Annotated in this window: 26 protein-coding genes and 1 tRNA gene; 18 read left to right on the top strand and 9 right to left on the bottom strand. The window is 61.4% G+C overall.

Annotation, left to right across the window (positions count from 1 at the left end; genetic code table 11):
- Positions 1 to 15 precede the first annotated feature (15 nt).
- On the top strand, positions 16 to 1,527 hold the full coding sequence (locus GYH35_RS22185) for a YifB family Mg chelatase-like AAA ATPase (RefSeq protein ID WP_235936836.1): 1,512 nt from the start codon (positions 16 to 18) through the stop codon (positions 1,525 to 1,527).
- Between the two features lie 81 nt (positions 1,528 to 1,608).
- On the opposite strand, the gene GYH35_RS22180 is transcribed toward GYH35_RS22185, so the two are convergent.
- Complete coding sequence (locus GYH35_RS22180; RefSeq protein ID WP_202624492.1) at positions 1,609 to 2,118, bottom strand: c-type cytochrome; 510 nt, start codon at positions 2,116 to 2,118, stop codon at positions 1,609 to 1,611.
- Positions 2,119 to 2,360: 242 nt separating this feature from the next.
- Between GYH35_RS22180 and GYH35_RS22175 the strand changes: the two genes are divergently transcribed.
- From GYH35_RS22175 to GYH35_RS22165, 3 genes are all read left to right on the top strand, one after another.
- Positions 2,361 to 2,437: transfer RNA gene (locus tag GYH35_RS22175), tRNA-Arg, on the top strand.
- Positions 2,438 to 2,463: 26 nt separating this feature from the next.
- Positions 2,464 to 2,649 carry a hypothetical protein gene (locus GYH35_RS22170; RefSeq protein WP_161810467.1) on the top strand — a complete coding sequence of 62 codons (186 nt, stop codon included), beginning with the start codon at positions 2,464 to 2,466 and terminating at the stop codon, positions 2,647 to 2,649.
- 71 nt (positions 2,650 to 2,720) lie between these two features.
- Positions 2,721 to 3,023, top strand: coding sequence for a hypothetical protein (locus GYH35_RS22165; protein WP_161829532.1), 303 nt, complete (start codon positions 2,721 to 2,723; stop codon positions 3,021 to 3,023).
- Here the strand turns inward: GYH35_RS22165 and GYH35_RS22160 are convergent.
- Together GYH35_RS22160 and GYH35_RS22155 are read right to left on the bottom strand one after the other, a co-directional pair.
- A complete protein-coding gene (locus tag GYH35_RS22160; protein ID WP_161810469.1) occupies positions 3,016 to 3,345 on the bottom strand; it encodes a hypothetical protein in 330 nt (109 codons plus the stop codon). The genes GYH35_RS22165 and GYH35_RS22160 overlap by 8 nt on opposite strands.
- A 21-nt stretch (positions 3,346 to 3,366) precedes the next feature.
- A complete protein-coding gene (locus GYH35_RS22155; protein WP_161829531.1) occupies positions 3,367 to 3,714 on the bottom strand; it encodes a hypothetical protein in 348 nt (115 codons plus the stop codon).
- Between the two features lie 476 nt (positions 3,715 to 4,190).
- Here GYH35_RS22155 and GYH35_RS22150 point away from each other — a divergent pair, with 476 nt between their 5' ends.
- The 4 genes from GYH35_RS22150 to GYH35_RS22135 all read left to right on the top strand — a co-directional run bounded on the left by GYH35_RS22150 (position 4,191) and on the right by GYH35_RS22135 (position 10,581).
- Positions 4,191 to 4,694 (top strand): Ig-like domain-containing protein, encoded by a 504-nt coding sequence (locus GYH35_RS22150; protein WP_161829530.1) that lies wholly within the window; start codon positions 4,191 to 4,193, stop codon positions 4,692 to 4,694.
- Positions 4,695 to 4,761: 67 nt separating this feature from the next.
- Positions 4,762 to 9,015: an RHS repeat domain-containing protein gene (locus GYH35_RS22145; RefSeq protein ID WP_161829529.1), complete on the top strand. Its 4,254-nt coding sequence runs from the start codon at positions 4,762 to 4,764 to the stop codon at positions 9,013 to 9,015.
- Positions 9,012 to 9,350: a hypothetical protein gene (locus tag GYH35_RS22140; protein WP_161829528.1), complete on the top strand. Its 339-nt coding sequence runs from the start codon at positions 9,012 to 9,014 to the stop codon at positions 9,348 to 9,350. The genes GYH35_RS22145 and GYH35_RS22140 overlap by 4 nt, the downstream gene beginning before the upstream one ends.
- A 31-nt stretch (positions 9,351 to 9,381) precedes the next feature.
- Positions 9,382 to 10,581 (top strand): hypothetical protein, encoded by a 1,200-nt coding sequence (locus tag GYH35_RS22135; protein WP_161829527.1) that lies wholly within the window; start codon positions 9,382 to 9,384, stop codon positions 10,579 to 10,581.
- Positions 10,582 to 10,633: 52 nt separating this feature from the next.
- Here GYH35_RS22135 and GYH35_RS22130 read toward each other — a convergent pair whose 3' ends face one another.
- Positions 10,634 to 11,005 (bottom strand): response regulator, encoded by a 372-nt coding sequence (locus GYH35_RS22130; RefSeq protein WP_161810475.1) that lies wholly within the window; start codon positions 11,003 to 11,005, stop codon positions 10,634 to 10,636.
- A gap of 257 nt (positions 11,006 to 11,262) precedes the next feature.
- On the opposite strand from GYH35_RS22130, the gene GYH35_RS22125 reads away from it, so the two are divergent.
- The 3 genes from GYH35_RS22125 to GYH35_RS22115 all read left to right on the top strand — a co-directional run bounded on the left by GYH35_RS22125 (position 11,263) and on the right by GYH35_RS22115 (position 12,708).
- A complete protein-coding gene (locus GYH35_RS22125) occupies positions 11,263 to 11,742 on the top strand; it encodes a hypothetical protein (RefSeq protein WP_161810476.1) in 480 nt (159 codons plus the stop codon).
- Between the two features lie 167 nt (positions 11,743 to 11,909).
- A complete protein-coding gene (locus GYH35_RS35490; protein ID WP_161810477.1) occupies positions 11,910 to 12,194 on the top strand; it encodes a hypothetical protein in 285 nt (94 codons plus the stop codon).
- Positions 12,184 to 12,708, top strand: coding sequence for a helix-turn-helix transcriptional regulator (locus tag GYH35_RS22115; RefSeq protein ID WP_161810478.1), 525 nt, complete (start codon positions 12,184 to 12,186; stop codon positions 12,706 to 12,708). Before GYH35_RS35490 ends, GYH35_RS22115 begins: the two co-directional genes overlap by 11 nt.
- A 70-nt stretch (positions 12,709 to 12,778) precedes the next feature.
- On the opposite strand, the gene GYH35_RS22110 is transcribed toward GYH35_RS22115, so the two are convergent.
- From GYH35_RS22110 to GYH35_RS22100, 3 genes are all read right to left on the bottom strand, one after another.
- The gene (locus GYH35_RS22110) at positions 12,779 to 13,198 is read right to left on the bottom strand and encodes a type 2 periplasmic-binding domain-containing protein (RefSeq protein ID WP_161810479.1); all 420 of its coding nucleotides are present in this window, start codon (positions 13,196 to 13,198) and stop codon (positions 12,779 to 12,781) included.
- A 9-nt stretch (positions 13,199 to 13,207) separates the two neighbouring features.
- Complete coding sequence (locus GYH35_RS22105) at positions 13,208 to 14,398, bottom strand: hypothetical protein (protein ID WP_161829526.1); 1,191 nt, start codon at positions 14,396 to 14,398, stop codon at positions 13,208 to 13,210.
- A gap of 249 nt (positions 14,399 to 14,647) precedes the next feature.
- Positions 14,648 to 15,550 carry a LysR family transcriptional regulator gene (locus GYH35_RS22100; protein ID WP_161829525.1) on the bottom strand — a complete coding sequence of 301 codons (903 nt, stop codon included), beginning with the start codon at positions 15,548 to 15,550 and terminating at the stop codon, positions 14,648 to 14,650.
- A gap of 86 nt (positions 15,551 to 15,636) precedes the next feature.
- Here GYH35_RS22100 and GYH35_RS22095 point away from each other — a divergent pair, with 86 nt between their 5' ends.
- The gene (locus GYH35_RS22095) at positions 15,637 to 16,428 is read left to right on the top strand and encodes an NAD(P)H-dependent oxidoreductase (protein ID WP_161810482.1); all 792 of its coding nucleotides are present in this window, start codon (positions 15,637 to 15,639) and stop codon (positions 16,426 to 16,428) included.
- Here the strand turns inward: GYH35_RS22095 and GYH35_RS22090 are convergent.
- The gene (locus tag GYH35_RS22090) at positions 16,425 to 17,165 is read right to left on the bottom strand and encodes a sulfite exporter TauE/SafE family protein (protein ID WP_161810483.1); all 741 of its coding nucleotides are present in this window, start codon (positions 17,163 to 17,165) and stop codon (positions 16,425 to 16,427) included. The genes GYH35_RS22095 and GYH35_RS22090 overlap by 4 nt on opposite strands.
- 239 nt (positions 17,166 to 17,404) lie before the next feature.
- Here GYH35_RS22090 and GYH35_RS22085 point away from each other — a divergent pair, with 239 nt between their 5' ends.
- The gene (locus GYH35_RS22085) at positions 17,405 to 17,773 is read left to right on the top strand and encodes a RidA family protein (RefSeq protein WP_161811343.1); all 369 of its coding nucleotides are present in this window, start codon (positions 17,405 to 17,407) and stop codon (positions 17,771 to 17,773) included.
- Here the strand turns inward: GYH35_RS22085 and GYH35_RS22080 are convergent.
- On the bottom strand, positions 17,770 to 18,186 hold the full coding sequence (locus tag GYH35_RS22080) for an Lrp/AsnC family transcriptional regulator (RefSeq protein ID WP_161810484.1): 417 nt from the start codon (positions 18,184 to 18,186) through the stop codon (positions 17,770 to 17,772). The two genes, GYH35_RS22085 and GYH35_RS22080, sit on opposite strands and share 4 nt — an antisense overlap.
- Between GYH35_RS22080 and GYH35_RS22075 the strand changes: the two genes are divergently transcribed.
- The 5 genes from GYH35_RS22075 to GYH35_RS22055 all read left to right on the top strand — a co-directional run bounded on the left by GYH35_RS22075 (position 18,170) and on the right by GYH35_RS22055 (position 25,460).
- Positions 18,170 to 19,063: a TolB family protein gene (locus GYH35_RS22075; protein ID WP_161810485.1), complete on the top strand. Its 894-nt coding sequence runs from the start codon at positions 18,170 to 18,172 to the stop codon at positions 19,061 to 19,063. The two genes, GYH35_RS22080 and GYH35_RS22075, sit on opposite strands and share 17 nt — an antisense overlap.
- Before the next feature lie 16 nt (positions 19,064 to 19,079).
- Complete coding sequence (locus GYH35_RS22070) at positions 19,080 to 19,907, top strand: uroporphyrinogen-III synthase (RefSeq protein ID WP_161829524.1); 828 nt, start codon at positions 19,080 to 19,082, stop codon at positions 19,905 to 19,907.
- 191 nt (positions 19,908 to 20,098) lie between these two features.
- A complete protein-coding gene (locus tag GYH35_RS22065; RefSeq protein ID WP_161829523.1) occupies positions 20,099 to 20,812 on the top strand; it encodes a response regulator in 714 nt (237 codons plus the stop codon).
- Positions 20,809 to 22,176: a sensor histidine kinase gene (locus tag GYH35_RS22060; RefSeq protein ID WP_202624491.1), complete on the top strand. Its 1,368-nt coding sequence runs from the start codon at positions 20,809 to 20,811 to the stop codon at positions 22,174 to 22,176. The genes GYH35_RS22065 and GYH35_RS22060 overlap by 4 nt, the downstream gene beginning before the upstream one ends.
- Positions 22,177 to 22,496: 320 nt before the next feature.
- Positions 22,497 to 25,460 (top strand): TonB-dependent receptor plug domain-containing protein, encoded by a 2,964-nt coding sequence (locus GYH35_RS22055; RefSeq protein ID WP_161829522.1) that lies wholly within the window; start codon positions 22,497 to 22,499, stop codon positions 25,458 to 25,460.
- Positions 25,461 to 25,505 lie beyond the last annotated feature (45 nt).

The following is a 25,505-nucleotide window of genomic DNA, read 5'->3' as shown; positions in this document are numbered from 1 at the left end:
GGGCCAGGGATGGCGATGGCGACTGTCTTGAGTCGCGCGCAACATGGAATGGAAGCGCCGCTGGTACGTGTCGAGGTGGATCTCGGCCCGGGCTTGCCGCGCTTCGCCATCGTCGGTCTTGCCGAAGCTGTCGTAAAAGAAAGTCGCGATCGTGTGCGCGCAGCGATCGCCAACTGCGGGTTTGGGTGGCCGGAAGGGCGCGTCACTGTGAACCTTTCACCGGCGGATCTTCCGAAAGATGGCGGCCGCTACGATTTGCCGATCGCGCTCGGCATCCTGCTTGCCTCGGAACAGCTGCCTGCCGACTCGCTGCGCGATTGTGAGTTCTATGGCGAGCTCTCGCTCAACGGCGAAGTGCAATCGATGCAGGGCGTGCTGCTCGCGGCGGTCGCGGCCACGCGAGCCAAACATTCCATTTTTGTTCCCCGAGCAAACGTCGCCGAGGCGGCGTTGGTCACGGGATGTCGAATCGCGATTGCCTCCAGCCTTCCCGACGTTGTTGCTCACGGCAGCGGTAAGGCGCCGCTGTATTTCATCACGGGCGCCGCGCCCGATAGCGCCGCTGGCATCGACGCGGATCTATGCGAGGTGCGCGGCCAGGAGATCGCCAAGCGCGCTCTGGAGATTGCCGCTGCCGGCGCGCACTCGCTGCTGTTCATCGGTCCTCCCGGCACTGGAAAGAGCATGCTTGCTCAGCGATTGCCGGGCCTGCTGCCGCAAATGAGCGAGGAGGAAGCGCTGGAAGTGGCTGCCGTGCGGAGCGTGGCCCGACTTCCGATCGATACATCGCGCTGGCGAACGCGGCCGTTTCGCACGCCGCATCACTCTGCGTCTTCAGTCGCCCTGGTCGGCGGCGGCTCGCGGCCGCGACCCGGTGAGATCTCACTTGCCCATCACGGCGTTTTGTTTTTAGACGAGTTGCCCGAGTACGAGCGCGCGGCGCTCGAGGTTTTGCGCGAGCCGTTGGAGACCGGCGTGATCACGATCTCGCGCGCTGCTCATCAGGCTGAATTCCCGGCATCGTTTCAATTTGTCGCTGCGATGAATCCTTGTCCCTGCGGATACCTGGGTGACGAGCGTGGCATCTGCCACTGCACGTCCGAGCAAGTACGCAAATACAGAAACCGCCTGTCAGGTCCGCTGATCGATCGTCTCGATCTGCACGTTGAGGTGCTGCGCGTCCCGCACGAAACGCTGCGTGCGCCCGATCCGCAGGCTGAAACGACAGCAACCGTAGCGGCGCGTGTCGGTCGTGTCCGTGAGATTCAGCTCGCCAGGCAAGGATGCGCGAACGCTCGTCTGTTGACGCGTGAAATCGAACGTCTATGCAACCCCACAACGCGCGCTCGCAACCTGCTCGATCAGGCTGCGAACAAGTTCTGCTTTTCCGCGCGTGCGTATCACCGGGTGCTGAAAGTGGCGCGCACGATCGCCGATCTGGCCGATGTCGAGCGCATCGATACGGCCCATGTCAGCGAGGCGATGCTGCTACGAAAGCTGGATCGCGCCGATAAGCCGGCAAAGTGAAAGCGGGGCCGGCGCTCGAATGGCGCGGCGAAGGGACTGCTGCGCTCGGGGCGCCCGAGCGCAGCAACTGAAACGGCGGGATTACTTCGAACCGGCGACCATGTAGTCGACCGCATTCAGGATCGACTTGTCAGCCAGATCCGCGCGGCCACCCTTCGGGGGCATGAAGCCGCTGTTGCCCTGGAAGCCTTCCAGCGAATGCTTGTGCAGAGTGTCCATGCCCTTGGCAATACGCGGCGCCCAAGCCGCCTTGTCGCCGTACTTCGGCGCACCGGCAACGCCGGCGCCGTGGCAGGCCATGCAGGCCATGTTGAACACTTCCTCGCCACCCAGTTCCTTGGCCGGCTCCGCGGCCGCCGCCTGAACGGGCGCCAGCGCCGAGTTGTCCTGGCCCGCGACCGCGACCTTGGCCACCGGCGCAATGCGCTCGGCCACCACGGCCTGGTTCACCGGGTCGGTGATCACATGCTGTTCCTGCGTACCGGACGCGACGATGCGCGCCAACACATATAGAAGGATGGCAATGCCGATCAAAATGCCGAGTACCAGCATGAAGGTGTCAAAGAACTTTCTATCGTGCTCGGCGCTCACTTCGGCTCCAACAACAGGCTACAGGGGCGGGAAAGCCACATGGCAAAACGGCGCGCAGTATAACGGCGTCGCCGTTCCCGATAAACTCAACAGGCTAACTCTTTGATCGGCCGGAGATTCCCGGCTCGGTCTTGGGCTGGCCGCCCAGGCCGGCTATGATGCGCGCCCCATCCGCCGGCGCTGTCCGGCCAGGGATAAGCCGGCGAGTCCCGCCGGCGGGACTGCTACAATCGTCCCCGCACGCGCCCGTAGCTCAGTTGGATAGAGTATCGGTTTCCGAAGCCGAGGGTCACTGGTTCGAATCCAGTCGGGCGCGCCATTCCTAAAGATCGATAAGGTGGATCCATGACCGCCTTGGAAGAAGCCGAGCGCGCTGGTATCGACCTGAGTCTCATCGATGTGAGTCTCGCCTATTCGTACGAAAAGCGCGCCGAGCAGCATCAGGCAGCGCTCGAACTTGCTTTGGAGCTGGAACGAGTAGGACGTAAGTTACGTGGTGCAGCTCAACCGACTGATCGAACGGCTGTCTGACGCAGGCCTCGAGCCCGAAGCTCTCATTTCTCGACAACCCGGCGCCGGGAGCCACACTCAATAACCTGTACTTGGAGACGGAACTCGGTCCAATCGACCTGTCGGGTTCCATCAAGGGCGTGGGTGATTTCGAGCGGGTGCGAGCCGTATCCATCGAAATCGAACTGTTCGGACGCCGCTGTCGTGTCATGTCGATCGAGGCTCTCATTCGAGCGTCCAGTCCCGCGGGCGACGGGCTGCCTTGGCGTCATGACGTGTTGCTGGAGGGAAGTATTCCCAACCTGGAGAGTTCGACTAAACGGTTCGAACTTTCCCGGCGCGCCATGCCTGTTTTCGAGGCTGAGACTCTGCCCAGCATTGCTCCGATCACATGATCACTGACACAGCCTGCGCATAGCCGCACGCCATTGCGCTCGTGGTATAGACCGTCACCGGCATGTTCGCCTTGGTCCTCGATGCGAGCAGCACCGCAAACGTTTCCATGGCGCCGTCGCTGTTGCGTGGAATGGCGAACCAGTCGCCGGGGCTCGCCGGCGAGATGTCGGTGACACCGCTCAGACGAAAGAAGATGCAGTCCATCGTTTCGTGGTTGGGCTGGAGCTGACTTACAACAGCCGTATAGGTAGCGCTCGTTGCAGGTGTCGAGATCGAACCGATGAGAACGGCCACAGCGGTGGCGAGTAGAAAGTGCTTCAAGCTCGTGCTCCTGGAATCATCTCAGCGCGGCGGGTAGTCGACGCCGACGATGATGGGGTAAAGGCCCTCGAGACAACCGTTGGTTCGCAAGGTGATGGGTGCATCGGCAGCTTGCGCCATGAGTATCAGCGGATAGATGTAATTCTTGAAATTTGTATTGCCCATCTCGGCGATGGCAAAGGCATTCGAACAGCTGCCTGCCGGCGAGCCGCTCGGAACTGCATTGTTAGTGGTGTCCGTCAGACGAATGTAGAGCTGATCCTGTCCAAGGATTGGCGCGATCGTGCTTATTCTTCCGGTGAGATCGCCCGCTGAAACTGCCAGAGGCGCGGCTATTGCCGCCATCGCAAATAATATCCGCTTCGGCACGGCCGGATCCTTGCTGAGTTTTCTAAGGAGTCGTTCGGCTGGCGGGATGGTACGACTCGACAGTTCATCACCATCCCTGGCAGTTCTGTGGAGCCGAAGAGTTGCAGTGACAACCGCTGTCTGTCAAGCGCGTCCGCGATCCCCGTGAACGATAGGAAAGATATATTTGGAGTTCTGGAAACGCGCACGCGACATTGCAAATGTCTGGAATGAGGAGAAACCCTGAATCTGTTCGATCGATGCGAGCGCGGTGTTGACAAATTATGGTGGCTCGTCGCAATTTACTCGTACTAATCACCAGATGGATCTGATCGAACAAAGACAAGCCTCGGTATCAGGGAAGAGTTGAACGTTTGCCTTTCCCTTGCGAGCTCAGATGACGATGAGCTCGTGGTCGCGTACGCGCGCGTCGTCCGAGCACATCCGCGATCTATGGCACGGAGATGGGGATGCTAACGAATCCACTGCGGCGAGGGATGAGTCTGTTTCTGCTGTTGATCGCGGCAAGCGGTCACGCGGCGGAGACCGCGACATACACATACGATTCGTTGGGCAGGCTCAACACGGTGCAAACGGCGGGCGGTCCGGCAGACGGTTCGACCGTAAGTTATCAGCTCGACCCGGCCGGCAATCGCACACAGCACAGCTCCACTCGTCCTACCGGATCAACACCTGTCAGTGTCAGTCCGCCCAGCAGCGTGGCAAATGCCACCGGCGTTGGCGTAACACTCATCGTCAACGTGGGCAGCGCTTCCGCGGTCGGCACGGTGACCTTCACCGAAGGTGGCGTGTTCTTGGGTTCGGCAGCAGTCATCAATGGCCAGGCGACCATCATTCTGGAGGACTACCCGCAAGGCCTCCACACGATCACCGCGAGTTATTCCGGAGACAGTGTGCACGCTCCGGCGAGCGCCACGTATCAGATCAGAGTGCAGAATCTTGCCTGGCTGCCGGCGGTTCTGAATTTGCTATTGGAATAGCAGCGTCAGTCGTCACGACACGCGTCACTGAAATCATCTCGGTCGACTAGGACGGTTGGGGGATCGAATGAATCGTTTGCGAGCTGCGACCACGAGCCTCGTGTTTGCCCTGCTGGGTCTCATTAACGGCACGGCTGCCGGACAAGCCATCGATCAGGAATTCAAACCCAAGAATTTCTCGGTAGTCGACGAGCGCGGCGTCGATCTGGCGGAGCGCACGTTCGTCGTCGCCCACTCGATCTCCATCGGCGATCCGGAGAACGGAGGGCTGAGCTACTCATTCAGTCATTCCTCGCCAGGCCAGTGGCTCATGTATCACAGCGTGCTCGCTTTCATGCGCCTGGATGTCTCGACGGATCCGGACACCGGCTCCGTCGCCTATAACTATACGCTGCGCTTTCAGGGCAAGACCGAGCTCTTGCTGGGCGATGGCGTGAACTATTTCGGCGATCTGGGATCGCGACTGAGCTTTTGCGGCGACTGGTGTGCGACTGCCGTGTTGTCGGACGGGACACAACTCACATTCGACAGCACGCCCCTCGGGGTCGCTTGGAGCGTCAATAGCAACAGCTACATCTTGCGTGTGCTGTCGGCGCAAAAGCCCAACGGAGAGCGCTTGGACTTTCACTACGTCCCAAACACTGCGACGATCCGTTCCATTACGAATAACCACGGATATCAGCTGCGCTTCAATTTCGCAGAACCCGTGAACGGCGTGCTGGCGCCGGTCAGCTCGGTGGTGCTGTTCAACATGGCCGTGGATGCATGCAATCCCGACGCTGCCTCTTGCCCGGCCTTCAGTCGCACCTGGCCCAGGCTCTCCTTTCAATTCGCGTCCGGGACGGTATCCATCACGGAAACCGACAACTCGACGACTGTTTACACGCGCGTATTCGGCAACGGTGGCGATCGGGTCACGCACGTCGACGGGCCTGGTGCCAAAGACATTGACATCACCTATCAGGACTGCGGCCCATTGACGCCGCCGTCCAGTAGCAGCTGCCTCGCCGGAGGTAATCGCATCGGCGGCTTTCGCGTGCAGAACGTCGTCATAGACGGGCGCACGTGGACGTATCAGTGGGATACCAGTCTCACGAATCCCGGTCTGATCCAGCACGGTGTCAGGGTCACGAGCGCCGCCGGGAGCGTTGGTTACACCACCGACGTCGCCCCGGTGGCGGGTACGGCGTTCGGTGAGATTTATGGACCGGCCGCGAGGATCGCAGCAATCCGCGATGAGCTCGGTCGCCTTACCAGGCTCGAACACGTCGGTCACTTGAATCCACAGCTCTCCAAGATCACCTATCCAGAAGGCAACGGCGAGCAGTACACCTACGATCAACGAGCAAACATTACCCAGATACGGCGCTTTGCCAAACAGGGTTCGGGGCTGGCCGATCAGATCACAACCATCACTCGCGGTGAGGGAGACACGCCGCTGTGTTCCCAGGCCGCGTATTGCAACAAGGCAATTCGCATTCGAGATGCTCGTGGCTACGTCACTCGCAACGAGTGGAATCCCACGACCGGCGTTCTGCTCAGTACAGAGCGCGGATTGCAGGGGCCCGACAATAATCTGACGTGCTACTTCGGGTCGAATCTCTGTCCGTTCACGAGCTACGGCTACACGGCTCTGAACGCGTACTTTTACAACGCCGCCGGTCAGATGGCCGCCGCGACTCCGGCTCTGCTCAAGCGCACCAGCTCGGTGGAATGCGAGACCGCATCGTCGTGTGCGGCCAGTGCTCAAATCGTGACCACGATGGGCTACGGTCCGTCGAACGTCGGCAACAATCGGCTGCTGCGCACCGTAACGATCGCGAAGGGCGGGGTCTCGGCGACGACCGGCTATGACTACGACGAGGTCGGCAATCGAGACGAAATCGACGGGCCGCGCACCGACGTTGCTGACATCACGAAGACTGTTTGGGACCTGCGCCGCCGGCAGAACTATGAGATCGGTGCGGATGCGTCCACTACACGGCAGCTGTACACGCCCGAGGGGTATATCGAGAGTATCTCCCGTGGCGTCATGAGTCCCTCCAACGTGTTCACCGCCTACGAGGTGGTGAGCAGGAACTATGACGGCGGCGGCAATCTCATTCGAGAGACGTCGCCGAGCGGCGTGACGCAGTTCGCCTACGATGGCGCCGCGCGTCGAACGTGCACGGCAGTGCGGATGAATCCGAATGTCTATGCCTCATTGCCTGGCGCATGCACGCTTTCCCAAGCCGGGCAGTATGGTTACGACCGGATTACGCGCAACGTTTACAACGCGGCGGGAGAGGTCACTGCGATTCAGCACGGTCTCGGCACTTCGCTACAGCAGAATTACGCGTCGTATGGCTACACGCCCAATGGCAAGCGGGACTGGATGGAAGACGCGAATGGCAACCGCACCGACCTGAACTACGACGGCTTCGATCGACTTGCGTACATGGAGTTTCCGCAGGTGGCGGTGGGGCAGCATGCGGAGAATCCATCGGACTACGAGCAGTACGGCTACGATGAGAACAATAATCGCCGCAGCCTGCGGCTGCGCAGCGGCGAAACCATCATCTACGAATACGATGCGCTGAATCGCGAGAAACTGCGGGATCTGCCGGGTACGGCGCTCGATGTGCACTCCACCTATGACTTGCTGAGCAGGAAGCTGTCGGCCACCTACCAGACTATCGGTGGCTCCGGCGTGGTGTACACCTACGACGCGTGGGGCAGGGTCGAGACCGAGACAGCGTATGGACGCGTGCTGTCCTATCGCTACGACGAGGCTGGCAATCGCACCCGGCTCACCTGGCCGGATGGCCAGTTCATCAAGTACACCTATGACTCTATGAATCGTATGGATCTAGTGCAGGAGAATGGTGTTGCCAGCGGGCCCGGCTTGCTGGCGGATTACTCGTACGATGTTTTGGGTCGCCGCGACCTGTTGAGCCGTGGCAACCAGACGGTCACCGACAACGACTACGACGGAGCTTCGCGGCTGTCGGGCCTGACGCAGAATCTTTCGGGCGGTGCCCAAGATCTATCGGTGGGCTTCACGCACAATCCGGCGAATCAGATCGCGACGCGCACGTTATCGAATGACGTTTACAGTTATGCGCCCGGCACGGTTCTCAACCGTCCCTACATTCCTGACGGGCTCAATCGTTACTCATCCGTCGATGGCACCAGCTTCGGTTACGATGCCCGAGGCAATCTGACGGGCAATGGCGCGCGCACGTTCCAATACGATTTGCTGAACCGGTTGACTTCCGTCACCAACGGCAGTGGCTCAACAACCCTCCTTTCCTTGTCTTACGATCCGCTCGGTCGATTGCGGCAGACCGTCGGCAGTGCGACGACTCAGTTTCTGTACGCCGGCGATCAGTTGGTAGCGGAGTTCAACGGCTCATCGGCGACGACCTTGCGTCGCTACGTGCCCGGCGCGGGAGTCGACGAATTTCTGGTCTGGTACGAGGGCGCCGCTCTTTCCAGCGAAACGCGGCGTTGGCTGCATTCGAATCACCAGGGCTCGATCATCGGTGCGAGCGATGGCGCGGGCGAGCTGGTCGGCTCCGCATATTCGTACTCCGCCTATGGCGAGCCCAACAGATGGAGTGGCTCGCGCTTCAAATTCACCGGCCAGGCGGCGCTGCCCGAGGTGCAGTTGTATCACTATAAGGCTCGTGTCTACGATCCCGGGCTGGGCAGGTTCCTGCAAACGGATCCGGTGGGCTATGAAGATGGCACCAATCTGTATGCGTACGTGAAAAACGATCCGCTGAACCAGAACGATCCCAGCGGGGAATTCGGTGTGGTAGGCGCGGCCTACGGGGCACTAGCGGGAGCCATGGGAGGCTTCGTTGCCGCTGGTGGTGGTTTCAAAGAGAAGCTCGTTGGCACTCTGGCAGGAGCGGCGGCGGGTGGTCTCGTTGGGCTGGTTGCGCCCCACACCGCTCACTTTGTCGGAATGGCCGCGGCCGGCGCAGTTGCCAGTGCCGCTGGCCAGGCTCTGGGCTCGACTACGACGGCGGCCATGGAGAAGGGACTGGAGAATGTGGAGCTTTCCGACGTGAAGGTCAGCGCGACCACCACCGCTGCCGGGGCGCTGGGCGCCGGAGTGGGAGGAGTCGTCGGCAAAGGCATTGCTTCGATGACTACACGCGGTGTCATTGGGCAATCTCTCGAGCTTGCGGGGACACCCACCACCGCTGGTGTGGCGGCAGGTACAGTCGTTGAAGGCGCGGTCATCGGAGTTGCCGAGAGCGCTGCACCAGCCATCGACGACATGGCGAAAAAGACCATCGAAGAAATGAGGAAGCCGGTGCCAACCAGATGAAGATCATCGGTTTTGCCTTTGTGATTCTTCTGTATGCGTACGCTTGCTATCTCGGCGTGCGTGGCTATTTCCTGGTGGCCGCCAAGCTGCGTCGTAACGCGCTCGGTTCCGTGACTCGCAACGCACTGACGTACGCATGGTTCCTGGTTTTCATTGCCCTGGTGGTGCCCTTTGCGATCTTCTTTCCTCTCTGGGTGAACACGGAATGGATGGTCTTTGCTGATGACGAGGACAGCAGAATGTTGCTGTTGTTGTTAGGCGCTGCGTGTCTCGCGTTGGCTGCATGGACGGGGTGGCGCCGAAGCCGGCCCAGCGCCGATTCGTTGGTCTACTAGGAACAGGTGGGTTCAAACAAACGGAGTCGACATGAAAGCATGGAATGCGAGATTGTGGGACAGAGTTGCGCGCAGGATTTTGATTGCTGGCTGCTGTGTCATCAGCATGGCGCTATCGGTCGATGCAAGCGCCGCGATAAGACGTTTCGAAATGGCGCTGTTTGGTAACAGCAATCCCGGCTATACCGATCTGGCATGGTTTTCGGCGGGCCAATCGCAACCCGCCGGGCGCGCCATCATGAGTCTCGATGGGGTCTATCAAAATCCCAATCTGGCTGGATACCTCGCCAGTCTCGGCTATGACTGGTCGCGTGTTGCGGCCGTAGTGATCGACGAGCCGTACTGGTTTGCGACCGGCGCCACGAACTGGGAGAACCCATGTGCGCCTGGCGACCCGCGCATCAATGCCATCTGGGCGACGGAGACTTATCTCCAGAACGCGGCTGCCGCGGTCAAGAGCATCGCGCCGGCGACGCGCTTCTGGGTGAACTTCAGTGAGCCCGAGATGACCTGGATGCAGGCGTCCTGCATTTTCAACCGTTCCTATATCGACGTCATATCGCTCGATAAGTACATGGTGCCTTTCAGCACGGTGCAGCCGTATTACAACTGGATCGTCTCGCATCGCTCCAAGAACAGCCAGCAACTGGCGTTGGTGCCGGGGACGTTCCATCGCAACTCACCCAGCTACCAGAATCCCTCCACGCCCGCGTCGTGGCTGGCGGGTTACTTCAACTATGCCAACAGCCTCAACGCGCAGGGGTGGGACGCTCCCATGGTGTGGTTGGTCGCGGGCTTCTTTGGTTGGGACGAGCTGGAGGTGATTCCGGGTGAGTTCTGGCACGGCATTACCCATCCGACCGCCGCGCCCATCCTCCAAACCTGGCAAGCCCAGTTCAATAATCAGGGCTACAACACCATGGCCGGCTTCATCGAGTCGCTCGATCCTGCCAGCGGTCTGGTCACTGGCTGGGCCGTGGATAGAACCGCTGTGATTCCCCCATACGTCGACATCTATGTGGACGGCGGCTACTGGGGCACCACCGTGCCCAACGGATACCGCGGCGACATCGCCAATCAATACGGCATCAGTGTGTCTCAGTGGAGCTTCACGCTGCCCTACAACGACGGCGGCTGTCACTCGATCCAGGCCTTTGCGGTCGCTCACACGGCCGAAAGCTGGAATCACACCACGCTGAAGACCCTGATCGGGTCGTACTTCTGCTTCTGAAATGACAGCACGGCTCGCGGGTCCACGAGATCCGCGAGCCGTGCGCCGACGCTCAAGCGTGCGCTTCGGCGATCAGCAGCGATCTCAACAATTCGACCAGGGTGGCGTCGTCGAACGGTTTGGCCAGGATGGTCAGTTCGTGATCCGAGGCGAACCGGCGGGTCTCTGGTGTTTCCAGGCCCGTGGTGAGAATGACGGGCAACTGCGGCTGCTGATGAAGCAGGTGCTGGACCACCGTCGCACCGCTGCTATCGGGTAAGGCCATATCGACCAGCGCGGCATCCCATTCGACGCCCACCCGATCATCGATCACGGTGCTGCCGAGGTAAGCGCAGTCGACATCGAACCCCGCTTCGCTCAGTGCTTCGCGGAGCGAGAGCGCGACGAGGAGTTCGTCTTCCACAAGCAAAATGCGCGCAGTCATGGCAATGACTTCACTAACAGCTGGTTTGGCCAGGCCGTTTTATTTAGTGGGCTGAGAGTGCCAGATGTATCGAATTACGCGCCCCTGGAGATCAGAGCTTATGCGTACGCAGGCAGGGCACGCCGATGGCCCATAAACATGGGTTAAGCGTGGCCAAAGGCCTCAGGCAGGGGGCTTCGCCAGCGCGAGCCTGGAGAAGGGCGCGGCGAACGCGCTGACTCGGCTCCGCAGGGTCGAAGCGCCCACGGAAGCCAGCGTTGGGAGCAGGCTTCTATGACGGCGCAGTAACGCTGGAAGTCGCAAGGCAAAGTCACATACACGTTGGCGTCGAATTTGTTGAAGCGCCGATAGTGGCTCGGGTTGCCCTCGATGCTCGCCAGTACGACGGGTACTTTGCAAGTGAGCGGATGAGCGCGCATCAGGTCGAGCACGCACAACCCGCCGATGCTGGTCATTTCCAGACTAAGGAACACCAGCTGCGGCATGTCGGCAGGGCGGCCCGTAAATACTCCCGTCGAAAACAGGTAGTGCAGAGCTTCGCTTCCGTCCATCACGTGCAATACGCGGGCGCGCGGCGCCACTTGTTCGAAAGCAACGAGCGTGGTCTGCGCATCCAGCAGGTGGTCGTTGACGACGAGAACATCGGCGCTTGGAACCATACGAGCCGCACTATGAAAAAGGAGTCGATGGCATCAATTGAAAGTCAGTGCGCGCGGATGAAGTTCCGCTTGGAATGAATCTCGCCTCGAGTCGCGCATCGGCGACGCGAGCTGCGCGATTAAGCGGCGAAATGCCCAATCAATCGCTCGATTCTGTGCATCCCTCATCCGGCATGCTCTTGGCGCGGGGTTGTTGTGGTGGTTGTCATTTGACAACCAGGCATGTTAGTCTCGAGGAACGCAAGATGCGGCGAGCGAAGCATCCGAAGAAGGAAGTCGAGCAGGCGTTGAGGTATGCCGAGCAGCATGGTTGGCGGGTCGAGCCTGGAGGCAGTCACGCCTGGGGCCGAATGTATTGTCCTCGGAACGTTCCGGAATGCCGGTGTGGAGAGTTTTGTATCGCGAGCATCTGGAGCACGCCAAGGAACGCGGGGAATCACGCGCGTCAGCTGCGGCGCATTGTTGATAACTGTGTGTTCCGTGAAGCTGTTGGCGCGGAGTGCGCGGAGGAGTCGAACGATGGAATATGACTTTGAGCTGAGATTCAAACTCGCCGATCCGGGCCCGGTGGGGGACGATGTGGTCGAGCGCCTCGGCGCCGCTGGGTGCGATGATGCGACGGTCGGTGTCGGTTTGCCAGGGAGCGTCGCGTTGATGTTCACTCGCGAGGCCAGCTCGGCGAAGCAAGCGATCGTCAGCGCGCTCGAAGATGTGAAGCGCGCGATTCCCGATGCGGAGCTGATCGAAGTCAGCCCGGATCTGGTGGGGCTCACGGATATCGCCGAACTCGTAGGCGTTTCACGCCAGAACATGCGCAAGCTGATGATAGGGCACGCCGCCACATTTCCCGCGCCGGTGCACGATGGCAGTACGGCAGTGTGGCGCCTGGCTCCCGTGCTCGAATGGTTGAACGGGCGCAGCGGCTACGCCATCGACAAGCACTTGTTGGATATTGCGCGCATGGCGATGCAGATCAATCTCGCGAAGGAGCTGCGGCATCTGAAGCAGCCCGTGGAGAAGCGGATCAGCGCGTTGGTCGCGTGAAAAGCAAGCGGCCCCGGCGCGCGCTAAGTCGCACCGGGGCCGCTTACATCATCAACTCACAATCGTTCGATTACAGCTTCGCGACCGCCTTGACGGAGCCGTCCACCGCGCTCGAATCGATGTAGCCGATCGCCTTCGGATCGGAGGCGACCCAGGCTTTCACTTCGGCATCGCTCTTCAGCTCCTTCGGCGGAGTCGCTTTGCCGGTGAAAGTCAGGCGCGCCCAAGTGGCTTTCGCCTGTGCGCTCGAGCGACCGGTGGCCTTCTGATAGAAGTCACCGCGAATGCCCGCCGCTTCCGGCTGATCCGCCAGCGCCGCGGAGCTGCCGTCCGGGAACGTCGTGCTGTTGCCGAGATACAGAGCAGAGATCTGCTCCGGGCTCAGGCTGGCCGCGGCGTTTTTCGGATTGACGATCACCACCACTTCCGCATTCGCGGCGCCGGCGCCGAGCGCCAGGGCGGCGAGCACACACCATTTCAAATTACGCATGGCTCACCTTTAGAACAAGAAGTCGGCCGTGAGGGTGTACATGTTGACGCTGTCACTGAATCCAGCCGGCGCGGCGCTCAGGAAGCCCTTGCCGCCATCCTTCGGATTGATGTGATCGTACTGGCCCTTCAACACTGCGCCCTTGAGGAACGCGAACGCGGGCAGTTCGTAACGCAGGCCAACGCCATAGCTATCCTGATCGCTGGTGGCGGCGGCGAGGTTGTCGAGCTGGGTATCCAGCGCGATGCCGACCAGCGAAGTACGCGGAATCAGATTCGTCGAACGAGGGCTGTCCACGGTCAACGTCGCGTAAGTCACATACGGCGCGAAGCTGCCAAAGCGATGACCAGCCGTCACGTAGGCGCCGGTGAGCTCCGGCACGACCACGCGTTCGCTGCCGCGCTTGGCGTACTCGGAAATCACGAACGTGCTGCCATTGTCGTACTGCAGGCCGATGTTGAAGATCGGCGACTTGTTGCCCTCGAAGCCGACCTTCGCCGCCGCATCGGCAAAGCCCGCCGCCCGCAGCGTGTTCACGAGGCCCTGCGTGCTGCGCATTTCGCCGTCATACGTCTTGGTGTGATAGCCGATGCGGCCAGTGAACGAGCCGATTTCGCCGCTCACCGCCAGGCCGTACCAATCCTTAACGTCGATGGAGGCGTCGCCGCCAGCGGCGATGGGCAGAGTCAGTTCGCCGACGCCCGCGTAAGGCTGCACGGTGACTTTCACCGGGCCGGCGTTCAAGCTCCACACTGCATCGACACCGGTCATCTGGTACACGGGGCTGATGCCGTAGACTTCCAGCGGCGGACGCGCCCAGGTGTTGGCATAGCCGAGATACACGGAGTCGGAGAACATGAAGGTCGGCGGACGGGTCAGACCGCCACGGATCGCCAGATTCGACAGCGGCTGCCACTTCACGTAGGCCCAGTCGAGGCTCGGGCCGAAGTCGCCATCGGGCTGAGTCTTCACCACGCCCTGCGCCGTGACCGACCACTGGTCATGAAAGCGCACGGTGCCCTGCAATCCGACGATCGAGTCGTATTCCAGCGAGCCGGAAGAATCGATCGCTTCCTTGTTGGTCGAGGAACGGTACAGCACGCCGTCTTTGTCCACTTCGGAGTAACCCGCCGTGCTGAAGCCGCTGTAGTGAAAATCCACTGCCGAGCTGACCGTCGGCAGCGCGGCGCAAACTGCCACCGCTAGAATTGAACCGCGCAAACGCATGAGATAAATGCTCCTGAACAAAATCGTCGCAAGACTGGGTTGTCGATGAACCGGACTCTCAATCGAGTCGCGTATCGGGAAGCAGGCGACGGTTCTTGAGCAGGTCTGTGGCTGCGTTGCGCAACCCACGAACTGGCTCACAACAGAGGGCGCGCGATAGCCTCATTCGCCAGTTAGACGAAACCCTAAGCCAGCTCATTCGTGTCGATGTTGCTACGGACGCTACGTTCGGACCGCGCGAACGATCTGTTCGCGCAGCCACCGTTGCGCCGGATCGACATGGCTGCGCTCGTGCCAGACCATGCCCATTTCATATCCTGGAACATCGATGGGCGGAGAAACGATGAGCAGTCCTTCGGTGCGTTGCTGAATCAGCCGCGCGGGAATCAGCGCAACCAGATCGCTTTGGGCAACGACTTCGGGAACGAACAGGAAATGTTGAGTCGAGAGCACGACGCGGCGTTTGCGGCCGCGGCTCTCGAGCGCCGTGTCGGTCCCGCCGCGGAAGCCTCCGCCATCCGGCGAGACGAGCATGTGGTCGAGCTCGCAGAATCGGTCGAGCGTCAGCTTGCGTTTGAACGCCGGGTGCTGCTTGCGAGCGATCAGGACGTAGCGTTCCTTGTAGAGCATCTGACGATGCAGATGCTCGGGAGCGGCATCCATTGCGAGCAGAGCGATGTCCAGGGCGCCGCTCTCCAGCTGCTTGAACATTCGAGTGTGGCTGGCCTGATGTACGGCGATTCTCGACAGCGGTGCTGCTCGTCGCAGCGACGGCAGTAGCGGCAGTAGGATCGCCTGCTCCGCATAGTCCGCGGCGGCAATTTGCCAGAGCACGTTCGCTTGCTTCGGATCGAAGGCGCGACTCTTGTTCAGAACCTTTCGGACTTCGCCGAGCGCCGCTTGTACGGCGGGTAGCAGCGCCTTGCCGCGAGCTGTGGGGATCATCCCGCCGGCTGCGGGCGACAACAGCGGATCGGAAAACATCTCCCGGAGCTTACGCAGCTGCACGCTCACCGAAGGCTGACTCAAATGCAGCCGCTGCGCGGCGCGCGTCACGTTGCGCTCGGTGAGTAGCGTTTCCAACGTGACCAGCAAATTCAAATCGACGCCGCGCAAATTGTTCATCGCTATAGCCCGTATCAAAACTATTCATTTCCGCTATGGCTGGCAGCATCGCATAGTGCGCGCCGGAACGCATCGACAGGTGAGCCATGAAAGTATTGATTGTGTATGCGCATCCGGAGCCTCGTTCCTTGAACGGAGCCCTCCGGGACTTTGCCGTCACGCATTTGCGCGACTCCGGGCATGAGGTGATGGTCTCGGATCTGTACGCGATGGGCTGGAAGGCTGCGCTCGATGGCGACGACTTTCTGAACCGCGACGCGAGCGCGCCGCTGAAGGTGGAGTTGGCATCGAAGTACGCCTTCGCGAACAACGCGCAGTCAGCCGATATCGCCGCCGAGCAGAAGAAATTGCTGGCGGCCGACGCCGTCATTCTGCAGTTCCCGCTGTGGTGGTTCACCATGCCGGCCATCCTCAAAGGCTGGGTGGAGCGCGTGTACGCGTATGGGTTCGGCTATGGCGTGGGCGAGCACTCGGAGCGCCGGTGGGGAGATCGCTACGGCGAAGGTACGTTCAAGGGCAAGCGCGCAATGTTGATCGTGACGGCGGGAGGCTGGGCCGAGCACTACGCCGAGCGTGGGATCAACGGGCGGATCGATGACCTGTTGTTCCCTATCAATCACGGCGTGCTCCACTATCCAGGCTTCGATGTGCTGCCCTCGTTCGTGATCTATCGTACGGGGCGCATGGACGAGGCGCGCTATCTGCGGACGCGGGCCGAGTTAGGCGAGCGCCTGGATACGCTGTGGACCGCCCAGCCGATTCCTTATCGCATGCAGAATGGCGGCGATTATCATATTCCGTCGATGCAGCTGAAGAGCGAGCTGGGCATCGGCCGGCAAGGATTGGATATTCATCTCGACGAGCGCCGATCTGGCTAGAGCGCTGCGTAGATGAGATGCAGCGCCAGCAGACCCAAGCCGACAAAGAACCATCGCCGGAATCGCTCCGGCGAAACGCGGCGGCGGATTCGGCCGCCGAGCAGCATGCCGAGCAAGGCGGGGACGATGGCGAAGGTGGAGTGGGAGATGGATTGAAACTGCAGGGCGCCGTGCCAGAGCAATCCCAGTCCGAGCGCCACGGTGGAGACGGTGAATGAGAGTCCGAGCGCTTGAACCAGTTCGTCGCGAGCGAGGCCGAGCCCGGCGAGATAAGGAACGGCGGGGATGACGAATGTTCCAGTCGCGCCGGTGATGAATCCGGTGGCGATGCCGACGGTGGGGCCCGCCCATCGCTCCGCCTCCGTCGAGACATTCATATGAAAGTTGAAGAGGCCAGCAGTGGCGTAAAGTAACAATGCGCCACCGAGAGCGACGCTCGCGATAGTCGACTTGGCGGATGCGATCACGCTTGCGGCGAGGGCCGTGCTCACGAAGATCGCAAGCAGCGTGGGCCATAGCCGCCTCACGAGAGAGCCAAGTCGTGGTCCCTCGGCGAGCTGCCACACATTAGTAATGAAGGATGGCAGTAGCAGGATTGCGGCCGCCTCGGCTGGCGGCATCCGAAGACTGAGCAACCCCATCGCAACCGTCGGCAGCCCCAAGCCGACAACGCCTTTCACCGCGCCCGCGAGCAGGAAGATGAGCGCGACGTAGGCGGTGGCGGTCGTGAGTGTCATGGCGGAGTCTTGCTCGCACTGGCCGAGCCTCACAATGTGATTCTCACAAAGCCTGCCGTCGGCAAACGCGAAAGCGCAGGCCGGTTCGCATCGATTGCCGCCGAAGTGGCGGCAGGGCCGTCAATTGGCCGGCCTGTATTCCCGCGTACATGCGGCAAACTTCGCCCATGCAACGACGACACGTGTGCGCGAGCATTCTGGGTGGCGTGGTGTTTCCGGCTTCCGTGGTGGCGACAGCGATGAGTAGTGAAGCAATCAATTCCAGCGGCCTGTCTTACGCTCAGGCCCGTCTGGTCGAGCGACCGAGCAAGCTCTTGTTTATCAGCGGCCAGGTGCCCGCCGACGCAGAAGGCAAAGTGCCCGAGCGATTTGAAGATCAGTGCCGACTCGTCTGGCGCAACATCGAAGCTCAACTCACCGCCGCGGGAATGAAGCTGACTGATCTCGTCAAAGTCACCGTATTCCTTTCCGATCGCCAGTTCCGCGCAGCCAACGCAGCCGTGCGCAAGGAAGTCCTCGGCGCGCACGCGCCGGCGCTGACCATCATCATCACCGGCATCTACGACGAAGAGTGGTTGCTCGAGATCGAAGCGATCGCAGCGGCCTAGGCGTCCTTGTCGCGTTTGAGAATCAGTGAAGTGGTTACGTCGATCACATCCGGCAAGGTCGCAATGTGGTCGCGCGTCGAGTTGAGCTGCGACGTTGCGCGCGCCTCGATCTCGACCGCAAGATCGATGTCGCCACTCAAGGAATAGCAACGACGAACATCCGGCAATCCCGTGATTGCAGCCACAGTCTTGGGCGCCGGGGTCTTGGCCAGCTTGAGTAACAGCAGCGCCGACAACCGATCAGCATCAGCAACGCGAGCGTGATAGCCGAGAATGACACCGGATTCTTCCAGTTTGAACAGCCGCTCGCGCACGGTGCTCCGAGCCAGCGCCACTTTGGCTGCAATGGTTTTCAACGGCATCCGCGCGTTCGTGCGCAGAAGCGAGACAATCTGCATGTCGATCGCATCCATGGTCGCTCTCCGCTGCTTTCACTGGGCAGCCATCAGCATTTTCATTGTCAGCATTGCGTGGTCGCAACCGGAGGACACGCCGAGGCGCTGGACGCCGCCCGCGATCTCGTCGTCCGGTTACGAATCATCGCCAACCTTCACGCCCGACGGGCGCGAGATGTACTTCCTCAGCGCCGACCCCGACTTCGACAAGTATCGAGTCATGGTGTCCCGCTGCCAGCGCGGCGCTTGGAGCAAACCGGAAGTCCCCTCGTTCGCCCAGCCGCTGCCCATCGTCGAAGCCGATCCGTTCGTGACCTATGACGGCCGTCGCTTGTACTACATTTCGACGCGTCAGGATCCCAAGCATGAGGATTTCGACATCTGGATGGTCGAGCGCTCGACCAACGGTGCGTGGAGCGAGCCGAAGCGTTTGCCTGAACCGGTGAACTCGCCGACGTCGGAGCTGCTGCCGCGTGAGGACATGCAAGGTCGCTTGTACTTCGGCTCCGCTCGTGAGGGTGGCGCAGGTCAGGGTGACATTTACATGGCCACGCGTCAGGCCGATGGCAATTGGCAGGTCGAGAATGTCGGCCCGCCGGTGAATACGCCTGCGTTCGAGTACGAAGCGGAAGTGTCACGCGACGGCAGCACCATGATCGTGGTCGCGCATCGGACCGAGCGTTCGCATCTCTATCAATATAAGTGGCGCGACGATCGCTGGGTGGAGGTCGGAGAGATTCCGGCGCTGGCGGAGCAATTTCAGGTCGGGCCGCTGCTGTCACCGGCCGGCGACCGGCTGCTGTTCGCGCAACGTGATGGCGAGCGGTCCGGCGAGATGTTCCTGATCGATCTCGCGCCGAAGGCCGCCGAGGTCTGGCCTCCGCGCTGCCGTTGATGGTATAGCAGGAGGAATGGCAACACTCACTGGTCGCACCATCGCGGTCCCCGAGACTCGGGAGCTGGATGTCTTCTCTGCAATGCTCGAACGCCGGGGCGCGACGGTCCTGCGCTGTCCGCTCGTGGCGATTCTGGATGCGCCCGATCCCAAGCCGGTGCTCGACTGGCTGCACGATTTCAGTGCTGGCTCGTGCGACGACTTGATCCTGCTGACAGGCGAAGGCTTGCGCCGCTTGCTCGGCTGCATCGATAAGAACGAGCCGTCACTGCGCGAGCCGTTCGTGCAGCGCTTGGGTGCGGTGAGAAAGATCACGCGAGGTCCGAAGCCGGCGCGAGCATTGCGAGAGTTGGGACTCAAGCCCGAGATCGCGGCACAGTCGCCGACCACGCAGGGCGTGATCGATTCGCTGCGTGCCGAGAATCTGCAAGGTCGCAAAGTGGGTGTGCAGCTGTATGGCACTGAACCCAATCGGCCGCTGATCGAGTTCCTGCAATCGGCGGGAGCGCAGGTGCGGACGGTGGCGCCTTATGTGTACGCCGACAAGCTCGCCGACGACGCGGTTCGCGACCTCATGCAAAAGATGGCGGCGGGCAGCGTGGACATCATCGCGTTCACCAGCACTCCGCAAATCGAGCGTCTGTTCAACGTCGGCCCGCCGGAGCTGGTGCGAGCCGCCTTCGAGAAAACCGAGGTCGCAGCCATTGGCCCGGTCGTGGCCGATGCGCTGAAGCGGCACGATATTCCCGTACGGCTGATGCCAGAGGACTCGTTCTTCATGAAGCCGCTGACCACGGCCATCGAGCAGGGCATCGGTACGCCGAACGGCGCCTCGGAAGGTTAAAAAGACCGGCCGTCCCTGGCCGCCGGCGGCAGCGCGCCTGAAGTGGGGATCAGGGCGGTGCCGACCAAGTACGTCCAAGCGTGCCTGTTTCGTACTGCAGTTTGTTTGGCGTTTGGTCAATGGCGTGTAACAGTCTGTAACCGCGTGCGCCGTGCTTGAGAATTGCCCGGGGCCTGCCGTACAAGAGCGGCATGCGAGCCGCCGCCCACCTACTCATAGTCGAAGACGATCCCGAAATCCGGCAGATGGTTGCCGATCTCATGCGCCGTGAAGGCTTCGAGGTCGACGCAGCCGAGGATGCGCGGGGCATGGACGATGTGCTCGCGCGCCGCCGACCGGACTTGATCGTGCTGGACCTGATGCTGCCGGGCGAGGATGGCTTGAGCATCTGCCGCCGCCTGCGGGCTCACAGCAACTTGCCCATCCTGATGCTCACGGCGAAGAGCGATGAGGTCGATCGGGTGGTCGGTCTGGAAATGGGCGCCGACGACTACCTCGTCAAACCGTTCGGACCGCGCGAATTGCTGGCGAGAGTGCGAGCGTTATTACGACGAGGCGCCTCGACGCCGCCCGTCGTTCGCGAGCGGCGCTTCTCGTTCGGCGGCTTCGTCATCGATCTCGATGCGCGCGAGCTCGTCGATCAGAACAAAACGGCGGTTGCACTGACAGCCGCCGAGTTCGATCTGCTCGCATGCTTCATTCAGCATCCGCGACGCGTGCTGACCCGTGAGCAGATTCTGAGCTGGACGCGCGGGCGCATGGCCGATCCGTTCGATCGCACGGTCGACATGCAGATCTCCCGCTTGCGACGCAAGCTCGATACAGCCAGTCCGTCTGCCAAGCTGATCACGACCGTGCGCAATGGCGGCTATCTGTTCACCGCGCACGTCGGGAACGTCGCGTGATCACACGGCTCACATTTGCGTCGCGACTCGGCTTGATCGTCGTGCTGAGTTTGATCGTTGGCTGGATCGCGTCGACGGCCATCTTCTATATGGCGACGGCCAGAGAAGATGGTGAGTCACGGCCACTGCCGTTGCCCCAGCAGATTGCGGCAATCGTGCAGCTCCTCGAGCAAGCCAGTGGCAGCACGGAACGTTCGCTGATCACTCGCGCCGTCGGCTCGGCGAAGTTCAGCGTGCAGCTCGTGAGTGCATTGCCGCTGCTGCAAACGCCGCAGACTCGTCCGTTCGAACTGCGAGCGCAGCTGGTGGAGAAGGCGCTCGATGAGATCGGCGGACGACCCTTCAGTCTCACATTCGACGCCGCTGCCGGCCACAACAAACGGCCGCCGCAGTTCTCCTATATGAAGCCGACCGATCTGGAGCTGCGCGTCCGCTTGCAGACGGGAGAAACATTGGTGATTCGCGGCTATCACCGGCCGACGACCAATGTGTACGGCATGCCGATCGGGTTCATTGCCGGTCTGGTCGGCACGCTCACGGGCTTGATGGCGTTGATCATCATGCATCGACAGACGCGCCCGTTGGCGCGACTGGCGGCAACGGTGGATCAGTTCGACTTCTCCGGACAGCCGACGATGCTCGCGGAAACACGTTCGGCTGCGCCGGAGATTCGCGCGCTCATCGCTGCGTTCAATCGCCTGCAGGCTCGCTTGGCGCAACTGCTGCGTGCACGAATGGCAATGCTCGGCGGCATTTCACACGATGTACGAACATTTGCCACACGCCTGCGCCTGCGCGTCGATCACATTCCCGACAAGATGGATCGCGAGCGCGCCGTCGCCGACATCGACGACATGATCCGTCTGCTCGACGACGCTCTGCTCGCCAGTCGAGCCGGCGCCGGCGAGCTGGTCGAAGAGCTGGTGGAGTTCAGGCAGGTCGTGCGAGACGAAGTCGACGATCGTTCTGCGGAGCGAGCGCCGATCCATTTGCAGTCGGTCACGAGCGAGGAAGACGCCATCGTGCTCGGCGATCGAGTGGCCTTGCGCCGAGTCGTGGCTAATCTGATCGACAACGCTCTGCAGTACGGACGCGCCGCGCACGTACGTGTGGATGCAAGCGATCGATCTGTGCGGCTCACGATCGATGACGAAGGGCCCGGTATTCCAGCCGAGCAGCGCGAAGCTTTGCTCGAGCCGTTCGTCCGTTTGGAAACATCTCGCAATCGCCGCACCGGTGGCGCCGGGCTCGGACTCGCCGTCGTGCGCAGCCTGGTGGAAGCGCACGGTGGCGCAATCAACATCGGCGACGCACCCACCGGCGGCGCGCGCTTCACGGTCAGTCTGCCGCTCTTTCACGCTTGAAATCGCTCTCGGCGAGCGAAACCGATCTGTATCTTTTTTGACGCCGATTCCGACGTACAGAATCACAAACGGATTGTCACGTCGGAATTCGCAAATTTCATGCGCGCTATTGCAATGATTTATTAAGCGCGTTGACCCTCGCTGACACTGTCACGTACAACACTTCGAGTGCTTCACAAAGCACCAAACAAAGTTCGCGGCGACCACGAGCGATGCAACGAGCGCCTCGCGAGGATGCTGCGAACGACTGACGATAGAACACATACCAGCAGTGTTCGCCCAGGCGGCGGGTCACGGCCGCGGATGTAGTGGGGGACAATATGAAGTCGAATCGTAGCCCGTGGGTCCGGCGCGTCCGCACGTCGCGTGACGTCGTCGCCATCAATCGGAAGTTGCGGGATGGTGTGCGCGGTGTGCTGGCAGGCTCGCTCCTGCTCGGCAGCGGCGCGGTCATGGCGCAACAGGCCGGCGTCGAAGAACTCGAAGTCATCGTAGTGACCGGCTCGTATATTCAAGGCACGGCCGAAGACGCGGCGCTGCCGGTCGACGTGTTCACCGCCGACGATCTGCAGATGCAAGGCTCGCCCACGATGGTGGACCTGGTGAAGTCCATTCCCGCCGTGCAGGGCGTGCTCGGCGAGTCGAATCAATTCGGCTCGGCGCAATCCACCGGCAGCAGCAACATCAATCTGCGCGGTATCGGCGCGGTGCGTACCTTGGTGCTGATGAACGGTCGTCGCATCGCCGGCTCGCCGACCGGCAACGGCGTCGACACCAATCTGCTGCCGATGGCGGCGATCGGTCGTATCGAAGTGCTGAAAGACGGCGCTGCCGCGACCTACGGTTCCGATGCGGTCGCCGGTGTCGTCAACTTCATCACCAAGACCAACGTCGAAGGTCTGTCGCTCGATGCCTCGTACAGCTACATCGATGGCTCCGATGGCGACTACCATGCAAATGCCTTATGGGGCCATCGCGCCGACACATGGAACGTCCTGGTCGCCGCGGGCTATCGCCATCGCTCCGAACTGAACACCACGGAGCGCGACTGGGCGGTGCGCTCGTACGATGAGAATCCGCAAGGCGGTTACTCGGGATTCGGCAATCCGGGTCAATACAACACAACGGCGCTCACACGAGCGGACGGCACGGTGGACGCCGCAGGGTCGTTCCGAGATCCCGGCTGTACGGCGTTGGGCGGATTCGAGGTTCTGCCCGGCGATGGCTGCCGCTTGCAGTACATCACTTTCGACAATCTCGCCGAGCGCGAAGAGCACTACCAGCTCTACAGCGAATTCAACATGGATATCGGCGAGAAGACGGCGTTCCATCTCGAAGCGCTGTATGCGGTTCACGATGCGCCGGAAGAAAATTCCTCGCCGTCGTATGGTCCGCAGCAGGGCGCGAATCTGACTCAGACGCGCACCACCGGTCTGCTGTCGCCGAACTACATCATTCCGCTGAGTAATCCGGGTCTGCGCGCCATCCTGCCGTTGCTCGACGCGGGCGATCGTGCCGACGTCGTGGAACGTCGCTTCGTGGTCGCAAGCGGCCTGCAGTGGCGTCCGCTGGGCAACGGCGGCAATCCGCTCACTGGCGAGGGCAAGAAGGACGAGCGCTTGTTCGATGGCTTCCGCGTGTCGGCGGGCTTGAATGGCGAATTCGGTCCCGACATCGGCTGGGATACCGCTGTGACGTACAGCGAGAACACACGCGAGGTGAACACGCCGGACATCCTCGCCTATCGTTTGCAGCTCGCGTTGAATGGTTTGGGCGGTCCGAACTGTGCACCGGGCGGCACCGCGGGCCAGGGCGGATGTTTGTTCTTCAATCCGTTCTCGAATGCCTTCGCGGGCAATCCTTCCACCGGCGCCGTCAACAATCTCAACTACGACCCGGCACTCGCGAACGATCGGTCGGTGGTCGACTGGATGTTCGAGGACACCGGCGCGACGGACACTTCCTCGACGCTGGCCGTCGACCTGGTGTTCAACGGCGAGTTGCCGCTGTCGCTGCCGGGCGGCGCCATCGGTTGGGCGGCCGGCGGTCAGTATCGCGACGAAGGTTACGAGCGCGAAGTCAACTACTGGTCCGACATCGATCTCAATCCCTGCGTCGACACGCCGGTGAACGGCAACATGGGCTGCACGACGCAGTTCGGCGTGTTTACGTTCTTCGGTCCGCAGCGCAATCAGGACCTGAGCCGTGATGTGTTCGGCGTGTTTGGCGAAGTGAATCTGCCGCTGCTCGAGTCGTTGCAGGCGCAAGTCGCGTTACGTTACGAGGACTACGGCGGCCTGGTCGGCTCGACCACCAACCCGAAGATTTCGCTACGGTGGCAGGCGCTCGATTGGCTGGCGTTCCGCGGCTCGGCCGGCAGCACGTTCCGTGGTCCGCAGCAGACGCAGTTGTTGGACGGCTTCAGCACCACGCTGGTCTACACGGGTGTCAATCGCGGCTACAAGCCCTATGACAACTACGGCAATCCGGATCTGAAGCCGGAAGAGGCCGATACGTTCAATTTCGGCACCATCGTGCAGGCGGGCAACTTCAAGGCCTCGCTGGATTACTGGCGATTCAACTTCGAGAACCCGATCGGCACCGAGGGCGGCACCGAACTGGTCGCGACGTTCTTCGGCGTGAATCCGGGCGATCCCAACCGCTGCAACGACCCGGCATACGACGCGTTGCAGACTCGCTTCACGTTCACGACCGCCGGTGCTTGCAGTGCCGCCGCACTGATTCGTACTCGCGTCGATGTGATCAACGGACCGGAAGAAAAGATCTCCGGCCTGGATGCCAGCCTGTCCTATCTGTTCGAAGGCGTGGCGGGCGGCGACTTGCTCGTCGGCGCGGACGGTTCATACACCTTGAAGTACGAGCGCGATGCGCTGTTCGTCGAGGGTGTGTTGATCCAAGAAAAGGACGACTACGCCGGCACTCGTGGCGGCGCAGGCACCGGCTCCCTGCCCAAGCTGCGCGGCTCGACGTATCTGGATTACAGCCTCGGCAACCACGGGTTACGCTGGACCACCCGTTACATCGATGGCGTGACGGATGTGCGCTCGAGCGTGCCGGACGGACGCCGGGAAATCGGATCGTTCCTGACGCACGATCTGGTGTATCGCCTGGAACTACCGGCGGAGACCATGCTCACTGCGTCCGTGATCAACCTGACCGATCGAGATCCGCCGCTGGCGCTGCTGGATCTGAGCTACGATCCGTTCATCGGCAATCCGCTCGGCCGTTACTTCAAGCTGGCGTTCAGCAAGAAGATCTACTGATCTGATCGTAGACCGAAACAAAACGCCGCTCGATCTCGAGCGGCG

Source organism: Steroidobacter agaridevorans (assembly GCF_009932555.1).
In the GTDB taxonomy this organism is placed as follows: domain Bacteria; phylum Pseudomonadota; class Gammaproteobacteria; order Steroidobacterales; family Steroidobacteraceae; genus Steroidobacter; species Steroidobacter agaridevorans.
Note: the sequence above shows the minus strand (reverse complement) of the source record. Positions and strands in the feature narration are given on the sequence as shown.

What these genes read in the sequence shown, in the direction of transcription:
- GYH35_RS22170 (WP_161810467.1), top strand. Translation starts at nt 2,464, where the DNA reads ATGACCGCCTTGGAAGAAGCCGAGCGCGCTGGTATCGACCTGAGTCTC.
- GYH35_RS22095 (WP_161810482.1), top strand. Translation starts at nt 15,637, where the DNA reads ATGAAAGTATTGATTGTGTATGCGCATCCGGAGCCTCGTTCCTTGAAC.
- GYH35_RS22115 (WP_161810478.1), top strand. Translation starts at nt 12,184, where the DNA reads ATGGAATATGACTTTGAGCTGAGATTCAAACTCGCCGATCCGGGCCCG.
- GYH35_RS22135 (WP_161829527.1), top strand. Translation starts at nt 9,382, where the DNA reads ATGAAAGCATGGAATGCGAGATTGTGGGACAGAGTTGCGCGCAGGATT.
- GYH35_RS22055 (WP_161829522.1), top strand. Translation starts at nt 22,497, where the DNA reads ATGAAGTCGAATCGTAGCCCGTGGGTCCGGCGCGTCCGCACGTCGCGT.
- GYH35_RS22100 (WP_161829525.1), bottom strand. Translation starts at nt 15,550, where the DNA reads ATGAACAATTTGCGCGGCGTCGATTTGAATTTGCTGGTCACGTTGGAA.
- GYH35_RS22065 (WP_161829523.1), top strand. Translation starts at nt 20,099, where the DNA reads ATGCGAGCCGCCGCCCACCTACTCATAGTCGAAGACGATCCCGAAATC.
- GYH35_RS22150 (WP_161829530.1), top strand. Translation starts at nt 4,191, where the DNA reads ATGAGTCTGTTTCTGCTGTTGATCGCGGCAAGCGGTCACGCGGCGGAG.
- GYH35_RS22140 (WP_161829528.1), top strand. Translation starts at nt 9,012, where the DNA reads ATGAAGATCATCGGTTTTGCCTTTGTGATTCTTCTGTATGCGTACGCT.
- GYH35_RS22185 (WP_235936836.1), top strand. Translation starts at nt 16, where the DNA reads ATGGCGACTGTCTTGAGTCGCGCGCAACATGGAATGGAAGCGCCGCTG.
- GYH35_RS22145 (WP_161829529.1), top strand. Translation starts at nt 4,762, where the DNA reads ATGAATCGTTTGCGAGCTGCGACCACGAGCCTCGTGTTTGCCCTGCTG.
- GYH35_RS22075 (WP_161810485.1), top strand. Translation starts at nt 18,170, where the DNA reads ATGTCGATCGCATCCATGGTCGCTCTCCGCTGCTTTCACTGGGCAGCC.
- GYH35_RS22110 (WP_161810479.1), bottom strand. Translation starts at nt 13,198, where the DNA reads ATGCGTAATTTGAAATGGTGTGTGCTCGCCGCCCTGGCGCTCGGCGCC.
- GYH35_RS22080 (WP_161810484.1), bottom strand. Translation starts at nt 18,186, where the DNA reads ATGGATGCGATCGACATGCAGATTGTCTCGCTTCTGCGCACGAACGCG.
- GYH35_RS22090 (WP_161810483.1), bottom strand. Translation starts at nt 17,165, where the DNA reads ATGACACTCACGACCGCCACCGCCTACGTCGCGCTCATCTTCCTGCTC.
- GYH35_RS22130 (WP_161810475.1), bottom strand. Translation starts at nt 11,005, where the DNA reads ATGACTGCGCGCATTTTGCTTGTGGAAGACGAACTCCTCGTCGCGCTC.
- GYH35_RS22070 (WP_161829524.1), top strand. Translation starts at nt 19,080, where the DNA reads ATGGCAACACTCACTGGTCGCACCATCGCGGTCCCCGAGACTCGGGAG.
- GYH35_RS22085 (WP_161811343.1), top strand. Translation starts at nt 17,405, where the DNA reads ATGAGTAGTGAAGCAATCAATTCCAGCGGCCTGTCTTACGCTCAGGCC.
- GYH35_RS35490 (WP_161810477.1), top strand. Translation starts at nt 11,910, where the DNA reads ATGCGGCGAGCGAAGCATCCGAAGAAGGAAGTCGAGCAGGCGTTGAGG.